Raw genomic sequence first — 13,104 nt, 5'->3', positions numbered from 1 at the left:
ATAGTCATCATGAAAAAAACTCTGATTTCAGTATTTGTATTGACGCTGTTTATAGCTCCCCCTTCATTGGTGCAGGCCGAGGAAGATGCGCATAACGAGGCGGGCCATGATCATGCCGCCGGTGGCGACGATCATCGAGAAGGTACCGGTGAAGAGGATGAGCATGAGGGCGGGCATGCTGAAGAACGTGAGCATGAAGAGGAAGAAGGTCATGGCCACGAAGAGGAGAGCGATGGTGGTCATGAAGAATCAACTACCGCAAGCATCAATGCCAAACAGAAAGAGCTCGCCGGCATTGAAGTAGCAACCCTCGAAAGCAAGCACGTTGACTATGAAATCTACGCTCCCGGTGAGCTGCTGACCAACGGCTATACCAGCTATCACGTGTCCCCCCGGGTTGCCTCAGTGGTGCTGCGGCGTCACGTGGAACTGGGTGAGCACGTAACCAAGGGCCAGCCGCTGGTAACCCTGTTCAGTGAGACGGTGGCACAGGCGCAGGCGGATTACAGGAAGGCTTTTCCTGAATGGAAGCGAATCAGCGGGCTGGGTCGTTCCGTGGTTGGCGATCAGCGGTTCAATACAGCGAAAGCCAACATTGAAGCAGCAAGGGCGACTCTGCTTGCTTACGGGCTGAACGATGATGACATTGGTGCGTTGAAGGCCAGCGGGGTGGATAGTCTCGGTGAATACATGCTCAGGGCTCGCGTGGATGGTGCAGTACTGACCGATGAGTTTGAGCAAGGACAAAGAGTTGAGGCTGGCCAGCCGCTGGTGACTCTTGCTGATGAGAGTGAGCTTTGGGTAGAAGCCCATCTGCCAGCAAGCTCCGACATTGTTCTAGAGAAGGGCGCGGAAGCCGAAGTCAGGGCAGCGGGTCGTGTGGGCGTGGCAACGGTGTCCCAGGAAGCCCACACCATTGATCCTGTGACCCGCACGCGGATTGTCAGGCTGGAGCTGGACAATCCTGAAGATCGTTTTCATCCAGGAATGTTCGCAGATGTGTATTTTCGTTTTAAGACCAGCGAGCCGGTGCTTGCCGTGCCGGAGACTGCATTGATGCGTGGCGCGGACGGCGACTGGACGGTCTATGTGGAAGAGGCCGAAGGCGAGTATGAACCCGTGGAAGTGGAACTGGGCCGCTCAATTGGCGGGCTCCGTGAGGTTTCCGGCCTGGCTGCGGGCCAACGAGTCGTTTTGCGGGGCGCATTTTTTGTGGCCTCTGAGATTGCCAAAGGCGGCTTTGATCCGCACAACCACTGATTCCGGGAGCCATTATGTTCAACCGAGTTGTCGACTGGGCGGTTCAGAACCGCCTGTTGGTTCTTATTGCGCTTGCAGTGCTTATCGCCACGGCCGCGTTTCAGATACCAAAACTGAATCTTGATGCTTTCCCCGACGTTACAAACGTCCAGGTCGCTGTTAATACAGAGGCGCCCGGACTTGCGGCTGAGGAAGTCGAGCAGCTGATCACCTATCCCATTGAAGCGGTGATGTATGCGTTGCCGGATGTTGAGGAGGTTCGGTCCATCTCCAAAACCGGGTTGTCTGGTGTCACCGTGGTCTTTAAAGAGGGCACGGATATCTATTTCGCGCGCCAACTGGTTTTCGAGCGGTTGCAGGCCGCGCGGGAGCTGATTCCGGACGGGGTCGGGGTGCCTGAAATGGGGCCGAATACGTCCGGTCTTGGCCAGGTCTACCAGTACTTGCTGATAGCGGACCCGGATTCGGGGTACGACGCAATGGAATTGCGCAGCTTGCACGACTGGCTGGTCAAACTGTTGCTGATACCGGCTGAAGGGGTTACGGAAATCCTGTCGTTTGGCGGAGAGGTCCGCCAGTACCAGGTTAACCTGAACCCGGCGCGAATGCTGTCCTATGACTTATCACAGAACGATGTCATGGAAGCCCTGGAGAACAACAACTCCAATGTTGGGGGCTGGTATATGGGCCGCGGGCAGGAGCAGTTGGTTATTCGCGGTATGGGCTGGCTGGGTAATGGCGAGCAGGGGCTCGAGCAGATCCGTCAGGTGCCCGTTAAAACCAGTGATGGCATTACAGTGACAGTGAACGATGTCGCCGAGGTAGCGCTGGGCACTGAAATTCGCCAGGGTGCGGTAACCATGACCCGGAAGGATGAAGCCGGTCAGGTTGAACAACTGGGTGAAGTGGTTTCTGGCATTGTACTCAAACGAATGGGGGCCAACACAAAAGCCACCATCGACGGCATCGAGGCCCGCATTGATCGCATAAATCAGGCGCTTCCGAGTGGGGTTCGTTTTGAGCCCTATTACAACCAGGCGGATCTGGTGACCAAGGCCGTAGAGACGGTGACCAATGCGCTTCTGTTGGCTTTTGTGTTTATTGCGATCGTGCTTGCCCTGTTCCTGATGAATCTGCGGGCAACAACGCTGGTGCTGCTTTCAATACCGATTTCCATCGGGATTGCCCTGATGATCATGGCCTGGTTCGGTCTCTCGGCCAACCTGATGTCTCTGGGCGGTATTGCTGTGGCAATCGGCATGCTGGTGGATGGCTCTGTTGTTATGGTTGAGAACATGTTCAAGCATCTGACCCATCCTGATGCTGAGCATGACGCCCGTCGGGATGAATTGGTGAAAAACGACCCTGACCCATTGGACGCGTCACACGATGACCATGGCATTGCGCTTCGACTGCAGGAGGCAGGCCGGGAAGTGGCGCGACCAATTTTTTTCGCGACGGCGATTATCCTGGTCGTTTTCATGCCTTTATTCAGCTTTGAAGGTGTGGAAGCCAAGCTTTTTCAGCCAATGGCGATCAGCATAATGTTGGCCATCGTGTCCGCTGTGATCGTTGCTCTGGTGGTTGTGCCGGCCTTGGCATCGTTTATGTTTCGCAAGGGTATTCGGGAGCGGGAAAGTTTCATTTTAAAGCCCCTCGAAAAGCTTTATCGCAAGGGCCTTGACTGGTCGTTGAAACACACCCGCTCTGTTGTCGGTGCAGCAGCTGTCCTTGTTGTGCTGGCGGCCTTGGTCGTGCCGCGACTCGGTACTGAGTTTGTCCCCGAATTGGAAGAGGGGACCATTAACCTCCGGGTAACGCTAGCCCCCTCATCAAGCCTTGATACCGCGCTTGAAGTGGCGCCGAAACTGGAGGCCATGCTGATGGAGTTTCCAGAGGTGACCTACGCGCTGTCCCGGGCGGGCCGACCGGAAATAGGCGGCGATCCGGAGCCCGTCAACAACATCGAAATCTACATTGGCCTCAAGCCAACAGCCGAGTGGACCAGCGCCAGTAATCGCTATGAATTGCAGGCCCTGTTTGAGGCGAAGCTCGAACAGCACCCGGGGCTACTGTTTAACTTTTCTCAGCCTATCGCGACTCGGGTTGATGAATTGCTGTCAGGTGTCCGCGCGCAACTGGCCATCAAACTCTTTGGCCCGGATCTCGACGTACTGGCGGAGAAAGGCCAGCAGATTGAAGCGGCGGTCCGAACAGTTCAGGGAACACGAGACGTGGCCATGGAGCAGATTGCTGGTGAAGCGCAGTTGGTGGTTCAGCCTGACCGTCAGGCACTTTCCCGGTACGGACTCGCCGTGTCTGATGTGATGAGTGTCGTCCGGGATGGACTGGGTGGTGCCGCCGCGGGCCAGATCATCAACGGAAATGAGCGGTACGATATCTATGTGCGTCTGGCCAAACGTTTCCGGGAAGACCGGGATGCCATTGCCGATTTCAGGTTACAGGCGCCGTCCGGAGCCTGGGTGAGACTCGGTGATGTGGCCGATGTGTCTATTGAGTCCGGCCCGCCTCAGGTGCGCCGCGATGACGTTCAGCGCCGTGTGGTCATTCAGTCTAATGTGCAGGGTCGTGACATGGGCAGTGTGGTTGCCGATATTCAGGATACCATCGCGACAGAAGTGAACCTTCCCCCCGGCTATTCGGTGGATATTGGTGGTCAGTTTGAAAACCAGCAACGAGCTCAGAAGCGATTGACCATTGTGGTACCTGTATCTCTGGGCCTGATCGCGCTGTTGCTGTACTTTGCTTTCAGTTCGGTTGGTCAAGCGCTGTTGATTCTGGTCAACGTGCCGCTTGCCGTTATTGGTGGCGTCTTTTCACTCTGGATCTCCGGCCAGTATCTTTCGGTGCCCAGTTCCGTTGGATTTATCACACTGTTTGGTGTGGCGGTGCTTAACGGGGTCGTAATGGTCGAAAGCATCAATCAGCGAATACAGGATGGGTTGAACGTGGATACTGCGGTGTTTGAAGGTGCCGTCTCCCGTTTGCGTCCTGTCTTGATGACAGCAATAACCTCGGCACTCGGTTTGATACCGATGCTATTGTCGACGGGCGTGGGTGCGGAAATCCAGAAGCCATTGGCCAGCGTGATTGTAGGTGGCCTCGTGACTGCGACTTTCCTAACGCTTTTTGTTTTGCCGGCTCTATTCACGCGCTTCTCAAGGTCTAAACTCGATGATATGCAACGGTAGAAGAGAGGTGGAAATACACAGTTTTGATCGCGAGCAGGGGAGGGTAATCCCTCCGTCATAGCGGGGCGGAGGAATTATGGTTGTGCTCTACTCTGGGAAAGGAAGCACAACTGTAATTCTGGCGCCCCCTGTTTCTGAGGGGCCAATGTTCATCCGTCCGAAATTGTCTTCTAGTATTTCGGACACGATGGACAGTCCCAATCCAAATCCAGAAACGGTTTCGTCAAGCCGGGAACCTCTATCCATCACTTTTGAGGCCGCTTCTGGAGTAATCCCAGGGCCGTCGTCTGCAACTTCTATCGTTAGCCCGGAATCGGTCTGGCTTATTGAAACGTCAATCTCAGCCTGACTCCATTTCCCGCCGTTTTCGAGCAGGTTACCGAATAACTCTGATAGGTCCTGACGCTCCATGGGCCAACTGAAGTTATTCGGCAAGGATGTATTAATACGGAAACTCTTATCGGGAAAGATTTTTTCCATGACAGAAATGACGTTGTTCGCTATTTCAATCGGCAAACATGTTTACCCCATCTGCCTGCCGGAGATATCTGCCTTGCTCATGCGGTAGTTCAAGGACCGGCTTAGATCCTTTAGGTTGGAGGTCATGAACTCTATGTCGTCGCGGGACGGAGGTAATGAACCAGTGTCTGACAAGATTGCGAGATTGGCAGAGATCGAGGTCTTGACCATGTGAGAAAGATCGGAATTGAGGCGGCGGTGGCGGTCAAGGCGACGACTTGCTAGTTCAAGTAGGTTATTGAACTGTTTGATCAGCGGACTGAACTCCTCTGGTGCGTCAGGATTCAAACGAGGTTGTTTGCCAGATTGCAGTCTCCTCATGTCTTCCTTGATGTGTTCGATCGGTTTCAAAGCGAGGTAAGTAATGGTGCCTACCAGAGCCAAGAGAACAACAAGTAATAATGCGGAGGCAGCCAGCAAGGTCAGGTGAGCCCCACTGGATCGCTCGGCGAGTCCACTTTCCATTTCCAGGATGGTGACTGACGAAAGCGGGCTGTCAATTCCGAAACCTCGTTTCAATCCAAGAAGGCCATCTGCACCTTGGGATATTTCTACAAAGCCCGCCGGCTTTCTTGAAACCATTCGCAACGTTGTTTGATCTATGTTGCTACTGGCAATGATGCTTCCGTCTTTCACTTCGACGACGAGGGCGTGCTCCAGTAGCAATTGGAATCGATCAATCATGCTGCCAATCTCGTCGGGCGTCGGAACTTCGTTTTCAATGATGGTTTGAAAACTCTCCACCTCCTTGTCAAGGCGATGTTTTCTGGACTCGTTCGAAAGCTGCTCTATTACATAAGTGTGCGAGAAAAAAATTAGTAAAAAATACAAGAGGCTGAAAGCGATGCCATATTGGAGGACAGTTTTTCCGATGCTTTTCTGCGCTGTCATGAAGGTGCTTTTGTCGATTGAGCGGAAGGCTTCAGTTGAAGGCACATAGAGGTGCTCTGATCGGAAAGCATAGTTGGAATCGAAGCGTGCCGCAACGGGTGCGAGCCGGAGCGAGGGACGCTCTGGTCTTCAGATCGGTCTGGCTTGGTCTTATCGTTCTTAGCCCGAATTTCTCATGAGGGGATAAAAGAAAGCGGCTGAAAGTGTTAAAATTTCAGGACCTTACACCATCAATCAACACCAACAACCGCTATCCAAAATGGTACCTGAAAAACTGACCTTCTCGCCACTGTCTCGCCGTCAAATTGAAGCCGATTTCTCCGGTGGCCATATCACCTCCGATGCCGGCCTGCTCCTGCTTCGCGAAGTCGACAATCAACACCAGCTCACTCAGCGCCTGGCTACGGTTCTGAACGATGCCCGTAATCCGGTACTGGTTCGCCACAAGCTTCAGACCATGATCCGGCAACGGGTCTTTGGCGTGGCCGCGGGGTACGAAGACCTGAACGATCACGAGGCGCTACGCGCTGATCAGGCACTTCAGACCGCGACCGGTGAAGAGGCCATTCTGGCGGGCAAATCGACCTTGTGCCGCATGGAACAGCGCGTAGACCGGCAGGCCGTGGTCAAGGCCCACGAACTGCTGTGGCATCACTTCATTGAACAGCACGAGACTCCACCCAAGGAAATTGTGCTGGACTTCGATGGCACTGATATTCCAGTGCATGGCGACCAGCCCGGCAAGTTCTTTAACGCCTACTACGATCACCATTGTTACTTCCCACTGTACGTGTTCTGCGGTCGTCATCTGCTGGTGAGCTACCTGCGCACCAGCAACCGAAGCGACAGCCGCCACAGCTGGGCCATTCTGGCCTTGCTGGTGAAGTTCATTCGGCAGTACTGGCCGGATACCCGCATCGTGTTCAGGGGTGACAGCGGCTTTTACCGTCCCCGATTGCTGAGCTGGTGCGACCGGAACAACGTGGACTATCTGGTCGGCATCAGCAAGAACAGCCGGCTGCTCAAGGAGGTAGATGTAGCCTCGATGCTGGTTCGCAAGGCTCACAACGAACTGGGTGAAAAAGTCTGCGCCACCTACCGGTTCCAGTACCAGGCCCGAACCTGGAAACACCCCCGCTGGGTGATCGCGCGTCTGGAGGAGGGCGAACTGGGTGCCAACCCCAGGTTCATTATCAGCTCCCGTTACGACGACGGCGTTAAACTCTACTACGAGCAATACTGTGCCCGGGGTGACATGGAAAACCGGATCAAGGATCAGCAGTTGTGTCTGTTCGCAGATCGCACCTCCAGCACGCGGTGGTGGACCAATCAGTGGCGGCTGCTTCTGTCGGGCTTTGCCTACACGTTGTTCGAACGATTACGGGCCCACCTGAAGAAGACACCCTTCGAGAGAATGAGCGCCAGTAACCTGCGGCTGAAGCTGATCAAGGTGGGCGCGGTCATCATTCGCAACACTCGGCGCATACGGGTGTTGATGAGCGATGCCTATCCTTACAAAGACGAACTCTCTGACCTGGTACGTCAACTGGTTCCGGGATAGAAGCCCGGGCTCCCCCGGCCCGACTCAATGGGGGAAAGGGGGCCGTGTGTCCGGACAACAGAAATTGATCAGTTATTAATCATTCGCGGCCGCAAATGAGCGATAATGGCGGTAACCTGCACAGTCTGCGAGACTTGCCGGGGACCTATGAGAAATCCGGGTTAGGCATTTGAATAACTTGATTTAGTGTCATCAAATCAAAGCCGACCTAAATGGCTTTTGAGCTTGTGGTAGCCGCTGAAAAAAACGTTTCATCAGCATATATTTTCAAGTGTGTTTAAAGTTTCGATGTTCTACTAAACACCCAAGGCCATTGAATGTTGCTGGTCTAATTGAAAAAAATGTCGGAGCCGTTTTATGAAGAAAGTATCCATGATTATAGTAGCTTCTTTCGTGGCAAGTGGTGCTTCTATAGCCCACGCAGGAGGGCAAGCGGACAGATACAACGAGGCAAGAAGCTATCCTAATAAGAGCATAGATGAACGTTCCTCCCAGTATCGTGTGGAAGAGAGCGAGACCATCAAAAAACTGAAGGAAGAACATAGATTGATTAAAGAGTTGATTGGGGATCTCTTGGAAAAGCAATAACATTTATCGTTGTTTACTTGGAGCCAGACGGGCAATTACGTGGCTCCAAGATTAATTTAATGGTAGATTTTTGTTAATTTTCCCAAAATTGCGAAAGTCGCGCTTTAGTATTGATGAATCTCGTAAGGAAGACAGAGCGCAAAATGTTGGAAAGCTGCATTCTTAACTAAGATATTTTGCAGTATTCATGGCTAATTCAGACCTCCCTCGATTTTTCATAAAACCATATCTAATCTAGAATTACCAAGTTAAAAATAGTTCTATTTTAGTCATCGTTTTTTCAATTCTTGTTCCTATTTGGTGCGCATTATTGATGAGCGCACTATCGACGAGCAATGCAACACTTGAAGCAGAGTGCTTATTGCATTGAATTGTTAAATATTTAATCATTTTTATGAACTGCGGCCCTGATTTGACAATAATTGCTCATAGAATAAGTTTTTTAAAAGGTGGCACAAAACGTGTATGCATTATAGGTGCGTTATTCAATGCGCAAATAACTAAGCTGCCCAAATAGAAGGTAAAAACGATGAAAAGACGTATCTCGACTAAAGATTGTTTGCTAAGTGTTGGTTTGCTCGTAACTCTCCAAGCGGTCCCGTTAATTGCCAGCGCAGGTGTTAGTGCTAATTTGGGCATAACAAGCAACTACTTATTTCGCGGTGTGACACAAACAGATGGCTCAACGGCGACGCAAGGCGGGCTTGACTACGAACATGCGTCGGGGCTTTATGTTGGCGGCTGGGGCTCCAATGTGGATTTCGGCGATGGGACGAGCTACGAGCTTGATCTTTATGCTGGCTTCTCCGGTGTAATTGAGGATATCGGTTACGATGTTGGCTACATTTATTACTCTTACCCTGATGCTCCTGAATCTATTGATTTTGGCGAAATATACGGAGAGTTGAGTTACAGCATTGTATCTATAGGTGTTGCTTACACAGCAAACAGCGACGTAAGCGGCGAAGGGCTGTTCGTTCCAGGCGATATCTATTATTACGCATCAGTTGATGTGCCACTGGAAGACGATTTCAGCACAGGTGTTTTGATTGGCTATTATGATTTCACTGATGATGGCAAGGCGTCTATTGGCGAGGCGAGCTACGGACATGCAGCTGTTAACGTCACCAAAGATGCGGGAAGCTTTGGAGCTTTTAGTGTTAATCTGGAGTACGCTGATATCGATTCAAGTAACGCACTTGGTTCGGTCAGTTCGGACGACCCGAAGTTTTGGCTGGGCTGGACTAAGTCTTTTTAATCTATTTGGTATTTTTCACCGAAATGGTTAATCGTTGAGAAAGCTGGCCCGGTTTGTGGGCCAGCGCATTTATCTGGCGAGCCCTGGTCCTTGAGGAAAATGGTTAAATCACAGTAAAATCATTTAAGCTTCAACCCTTTTTTGAAGAGAATCTCTTGCAAAGTAATATCCTTGTCCTCTCAATGTTTTTATTCGTTTTTTTCCGAGTATCTTTCTGAGCCTGGCTATGTAGACTTGAACGACATTTCTGGTTGGGCACCTTTCGATATTATAGAGTGCTTCAACAAGTTCGTCCTGTGAGAAAACTCTGTCAGGAGAGCGAAGAAAGCATTGTAAAAGGCGGTACTCCGTTGCGGTTAGTCTGAACTCTTTATGATCGGGAGTTGTTAGGGTTCTATAGGTTGCATTAAGTAGAAAACCATCCACGATGATCTTATCAGTTGCTCGCCCGTCTTTTCTTCGTATTATGGCGCTAAGTCGAGCTTTTAGTTCATCGAATTCGAAGGGTTTTGGAAGATAATCGTCTGCCCCGGCATTCAAGCCCTCAACTCTCTCTGTCCAGTTGGAGCGGGCAGTTAGAATAAGAATAGCTTCATCTCTGCCACTGCTTCTCCATTTTTGCATCAAAGAAAGCCCGTTCTCGTCGGGCAGTCCTATATCCAGAATGATCGCCTGATAACTGCTTGTCTCTACGAAGAAATTTGCCTCTTTTCCGTTTTGGGCAACATCTACAGTAAAGTTTTCCTTCGCAAGCCAAACGGAGATTTTTTCTGCGAGTACCGCGTTGTCTTCGACAATTAGAACCTTCATCTATAAGCGCCGTCTCTGGATGTTGGAAAATTGTGGCTGTCGCCCTTCTCGAGAGCAAATCAAAATTAGCTAAGAGACCGGACTTCAAGCGACCCGCTATAACAACAGACGAAGCTGAATCTAGCTTGAAAAAGGCATTACGGTGAGGAAAGTTTTCTATACAAACACTATCCACATGTGATCGCTTAACCACATACCAGGTGGCCGGGTCAACGATTGATCACCGGGACCGCCCTGGGAAGGTCAACTATCACGGACAACCCACTTTTCGGAGCAGGTGAGAAGTTGAGGGTTCCACTGTAGCGTTCGACAATTTCTCGAACAATCGCCAGCCCAAGGCCATGGCCTGGGGTCTGCTCGTCCAGCCGCAACCCCCGTCGACCCAGATTGCCGATTTCAGCGTCCGCGACGCCGAGCCCATCGTCTGTTACGCCGATCTGCAGATTTCCGGAGTGTTGAACGAGTGACAGCTCCACGCATCGTTCCGACCATTTGCCTGCATTGTCCAGAAGGTTGCCCATGATTTCATTCAGGTCGTGCTCCTCGATCGGCCAGCGGGCGTCCTCCGGCAGGGAGCTCGACAGTTCAAAGGACTTTTCCGGGTATAGTCGCCCCAGCATCCAGACTAGATCCCGTGCCTGTTTCAGAGGGTAAGCGCTTTTCCCAACCTGTGGCCCTGCAAAGCGACTTCGGCGCATCTCGGCTTCAAGCTGTTTGTCGATGTCATTGAGTCTCGCGGTCATCTGAAGGCGGAGATCGTTGGAGAGCGGACGACTGGTGTCCTCAAGAATCTGCCGGACGGCCGCAATGGGGGTTTTGACGCTGTGAGACAGATTCGCCAGCGCATCCCTTGATCGTTCCAGGCGTTGATCCAGCGAGTCGAGCAATTGGTTGAGCTACTGGGCCAGCGGTCGAAATTCCTCAGGTGCTTGGACATGAATCCGCGAGACCTTGCCATCCTGAAGTCGCTTCAGCGTGGCCTTCAGTTCGACGACAGGGCGCATGGACAGATTGATACCGAACCAGATCACAACGACCAACAGCAGAATCAGCAGAATAGAGACGATGGCCGTCCACCCGTGCAACTCTGCCTGGCTGCGTTTCAGTGCGCCAAGATCCTCGGACACGATCACTACAATCGGCGTATCGCCGATCCGGAACGACTTTCGGTACGCAAGAATGCTCTTTGGGCCTTCGACGGTGTCCGCATCCCGAACACGAACGGTCCCATCCTTTGCTGATTCTATTAACGACGTTAACACCGGTGCCCAGGAATCCGGGGAAATGATCGTTCTGGACGGAGAATGTATGGCGAAGGCGTGGTGAAAGACTTCCTGAAAATAGTCACCAGTCTGGAGACTGTCCAATTGACCGCCAGAATCACGAATCTGATGCTCCAGAAAGGCGACCTCATCCTTGAGACGTGTCTCGACGAATTCCCGGGACATCCGGTCCAGTAAGAGGCCGTGAACCAGCCATGCAAGCCCCATTAGCGCAATGCCCGCTGGCAGTAGCAATAAAAGCAAGGTGCCTTTGACGGATCTGGGCTTGCTAAACCGCGTCATTAAACAGATACCCCTGGCCGCGACGGGTTGCAATGGTGTCGTTGCCAACCAGTTTTCGCAGTCTGCGGATATAGGCTTCGATGACGTTCTCATTCGGGCTGTCGTTCAGGTTGTAAAGCTGTTCCATTAATTGTTCTTTCGAGAACACATGGCCGGGACGGCTCATCAGACAGCGCAGCAGGCGAAATTCCGTGCCGGTGAGGCTGTGCTCCGTGCCATCCTCGGATTTCAGGCTTTGACGATTCTCATCCAGTTCGAAGCGTCCGGCTTTGACCATTGAATGAATGCGACCTTCGCTTCGACGCACAATGGCGTTAAGCCGGGCGATGAGTTCTTCGGTCTGAAAGGGTTTTGCAAGGTAGTCATCCGCTCCAGCTTTAAGGCCTTCCACCTTGTCGTGCCAGTCGCCCCTGGCGGTCAGAATAAGCACCGGACAGACGACCTGATGTTTTCGCCACTTCCTTAATACGTCTAATCCATTGCCGTCAGGAAGGCCAAGATCCAGAACGACGGCCCGATAGTCCTCCTGCTCGCCCAGAATCGCGGCTTCTTTGGCGGTGTAGGTCGTATCAACGCTGAACCCTGCCTTTTCAAGCTGACCACGTAATCCTTCAGCCAGCAAACGGTCATCTTCAACGAGCAGTAATCGCATCGGACATTCCTTCTCTGAGCCAAGAAATAGTCTTGGAGTGTCGCCGATCAACCTGAATTCAGCCTGAACGACAAAATAGTTTGGTATTTTTCAGCGAGAATTCAGGTTAATGCGCGATGGTGTGATTCGTATTTTGGCATCGCTCTTTGCTCAGAGCTAACCGACGCCGGGATTTCCGGCCACTTTATCAATGGAGAAGACAAGATGAACGCATCCAAGTTGATTGTTGCAGCCGCTGCCATGTCAATGTCCGCAGCGACCCTCGCCGCCGGTGCTCATGGCGGTGGCCATGGTGCCAGCAGCGGCGAACCGGGTAAAGCCTCGGAAGCCTCTCGCACTATTACAGTGGAAATGTACGACAACTACTACGAACCCGAAGAAATCAGTGTGAAGCCTGGTGAAACCGTTCGCTTCGTGGTGGAGAACAAAGGAAACCTCGTGCATGAGTTCAATGTTGGCACTCCCGACATGCATGAAGCTCATCAAGAGGAAATGATGATGATGGTTGAGCATGGCGTGATCCAGGGCGGCAAGCTCAACCAGGACATGATGAACATGGATATGGGCAATGGCAAAACCATGAAGCATGACGACCCGAACAGCGTGTTGCTGGAGCCCGGCCAAAGCAAAGAAGTGATTTGGAAGTTTTCTGATAAAGGCAATATCGAATTCGCCTGCAACGTGCCAGGCCACTACCAGGCCGGCATGTACGGTGACGTTAACTTTGAGTAAACATGCGTACTGAAAACCCGCGAATGCACGGGTTGGGACTGTTTTCCAGCCCTGCT

10 protein-coding genes and 1 pseudogene are annotated in these 13,104 nt (G+C 52.0%); 6 read left to right on the top strand and 5 right to left on the bottom strand.

Features of this window, described 5'->3' with window-relative positions; translation table 11 throughout:
- Positions 1–9 precede the first annotated feature (9 nt).
- Both RVM24_RS09065 and RVM24_RS09060 read left to right on the top strand, forming a co-directional pair.
- The gene (locus RVM24_RS09065) at positions 10–1,260 is read left to right on the top strand and encodes an efflux RND transporter periplasmic adaptor subunit (RefSeq protein ID WP_068351585.1); all 1,251 of its coding nucleotides are present in this window, start codon (positions 10–12) and stop codon (positions 1,258–1,260) included.
- Positions 1,261–1,274: 14 nt separating this feature from the next.
- Positions 1,275–4,472 (top strand): efflux RND transporter permease subunit, encoded by a 3,198-nt coding sequence (locus RVM24_RS09060; protein WP_068351588.1) that lies wholly within the window; start codon positions 1,275–1,277, stop codon positions 4,470–4,472.
- Positions 4,473–4,559: 87 nt separating this feature from the next.
- Here the strand turns inward: RVM24_RS09060 and RVM24_RS09055 are convergent, their stop codons facing one another.
- Together RVM24_RS09055 and RVM24_RS09050 are read right to left on the bottom strand one after the other, a co-directional pair.
- Positions 4,560–4,988, bottom strand: a complete 429-nt coding sequence (locus tag RVM24_RS09055) for an ATP-binding protein (protein WP_227513205.1) — start codon at positions 4,986–4,988, stop codon at positions 4,560–4,562.
- Between the two features lie 6 nt (positions 4,989–4,994).
- Positions 4,995–5,927 (bottom strand): hypothetical protein, encoded by a 933-nt coding sequence (locus RVM24_RS09050; protein ID WP_227513206.1) that lies wholly within the window; start codon positions 5,925–5,927, stop codon positions 4,995–4,997.
- Positions 5,928–6,141: 214 nt separating this feature from the next.
- On the opposite strand from RVM24_RS09050, the gene RVM24_RS09045 reads away from it, so the two are divergent.
- The 3 genes from RVM24_RS09045 to RVM24_RS09035 all read left to right on the top strand — a co-directional run bounded on the left by RVM24_RS09045 (position 6,142) and on the right by RVM24_RS09035 (position 9,289).
- Positions 6,142–7,443 (top strand): IS1380 family transposase, encoded by a 1,302-nt coding sequence (locus tag RVM24_RS09045; protein ID WP_431474077.1) that lies wholly within the window; start codon positions 6,142–6,144, stop codon positions 7,441–7,443.
- 357 nt (positions 7,444–7,800) lie between these two features.
- Positions 7,801–8,031 carry a hypothetical protein gene (locus RVM24_RS09040; RefSeq protein WP_004581712.1) on the top strand — a complete coding sequence of 77 codons (231 nt, stop codon included), beginning with the start codon at positions 7,801–7,803 and terminating at the stop codon, positions 8,029–8,031.
- Between the two features lie 529 nt (positions 8,032–8,560).
- A complete protein-coding gene (locus RVM24_RS09035) occupies positions 8,561–9,289 on the top strand; it encodes a TorF family putative porin (protein WP_004581713.1) in 729 nt (242 codons plus the stop codon).
- A gap of 123 nt (positions 9,290–9,412) precedes the next feature.
- On the opposite strand, the gene RVM24_RS09030 is transcribed toward RVM24_RS09035, so the two are convergent.
- The 3 genes and pseudogenes from RVM24_RS09030 to RVM24_RS09020 all read right to left on the bottom strand — a co-directional run bounded on the left by RVM24_RS09030 (position 9,413) and on the right by RVM24_RS09020 (position 12,316).
- A complete protein-coding gene (locus tag RVM24_RS09030; protein WP_004581714.1) occupies positions 9,413–10,099 on the bottom strand; it encodes a response regulator transcription factor in 687 nt (228 codons plus the stop codon).
- A gap of 209 nt (positions 10,100–10,308) precedes the next feature.
- Positions 10,309–11,664: pseudogene (locus RVM24_RS09025) on the bottom strand (ATP-binding protein).
- Positions 11,651–12,316 (bottom strand): response regulator transcription factor, encoded by a 666-nt coding sequence (locus tag RVM24_RS09020; RefSeq protein WP_058092402.1) that lies wholly within the window; start codon positions 12,314–12,316, stop codon positions 11,651–11,653. The pseudogene RVM24_RS09025 and the gene RVM24_RS09020 overlap by 14 nt, the downstream one beginning before the upstream one ends.
- 204 nt (positions 12,317–12,520) lie before the next feature.
- On the opposite strand from RVM24_RS09020, the gene RVM24_RS09015 reads away from it, so the two are divergent.
- Positions 12,521–13,048, top strand: a complete 528-nt coding sequence (locus RVM24_RS09015) for a cupredoxin domain-containing protein (RefSeq protein WP_058092401.1) — start codon at positions 12,521–12,523, stop codon at positions 13,046–13,048.
- Positions 13,049–13,104: the final 56 nt, after the last annotated feature.

The organism is Marinobacter sp. KM021 (genome assembly GCF_050707965.1).
GTDB lineage: Bacteria > Pseudomonadota > Gammaproteobacteria > Pseudomonadales > Oleiphilaceae > Marinobacter > Marinobacter shengliensis.
This window is presented reverse-complemented; position numbering and strand designations above follow the sequence as displayed.

Bases quoted from the DNA above. Each gene is read 5' to 3' on its own strand.
- RVM24_RS09060 (WP_068351588.1), top strand. From the start codon at position 1,275: ATGTTCAACCGAGTTGTCGACTGGGCGGTTCAGAACCGCCTGTTGGTT.
- RVM24_RS09065 (WP_068351585.1), top strand. From the start codon at position 10: ATGAAAAAAACTCTGATTTCAGTATTTGTATTGACGCTGTTTATAGCT.
- RVM24_RS09020 (WP_058092402.1), bottom strand. From the start codon at position 12,316: ATGCGATTACTGCTCGTTGAAGATGACCGTTTGCTGGCTGAAGGATTA.
- RVM24_RS09030 (WP_004581714.1), bottom strand. From the start codon at position 10,099: ATGAAGGTTCTAATTGTCGAAGACAACGCGGTACTCGCAGAAAAAATC.
- RVM24_RS09035 (WP_004581713.1), top strand. From the start codon at position 8,561: ATGAAAAGACGTATCTCGACTAAAGATTGTTTGCTAAGTGTTGGTTTG.
- RVM24_RS09040 (WP_004581712.1), top strand. From the start codon at position 7,801: ATGAAGAAAGTATCCATGATTATAGTAGCTTCTTTCGTGGCAAGTGGT.
- RVM24_RS09015 (WP_058092401.1), top strand. From the start codon at position 12,521: ATGAACGCATCCAAGTTGATTGTTGCAGCCGCTGCCATGTCAATGTCC.
- RVM24_RS09045 (WP_431474077.1), top strand. From the start codon at position 6,142: ATGGTACCTGAAAAACTGACCTTCTCGCCACTGTCTCGCCGTCAAATT.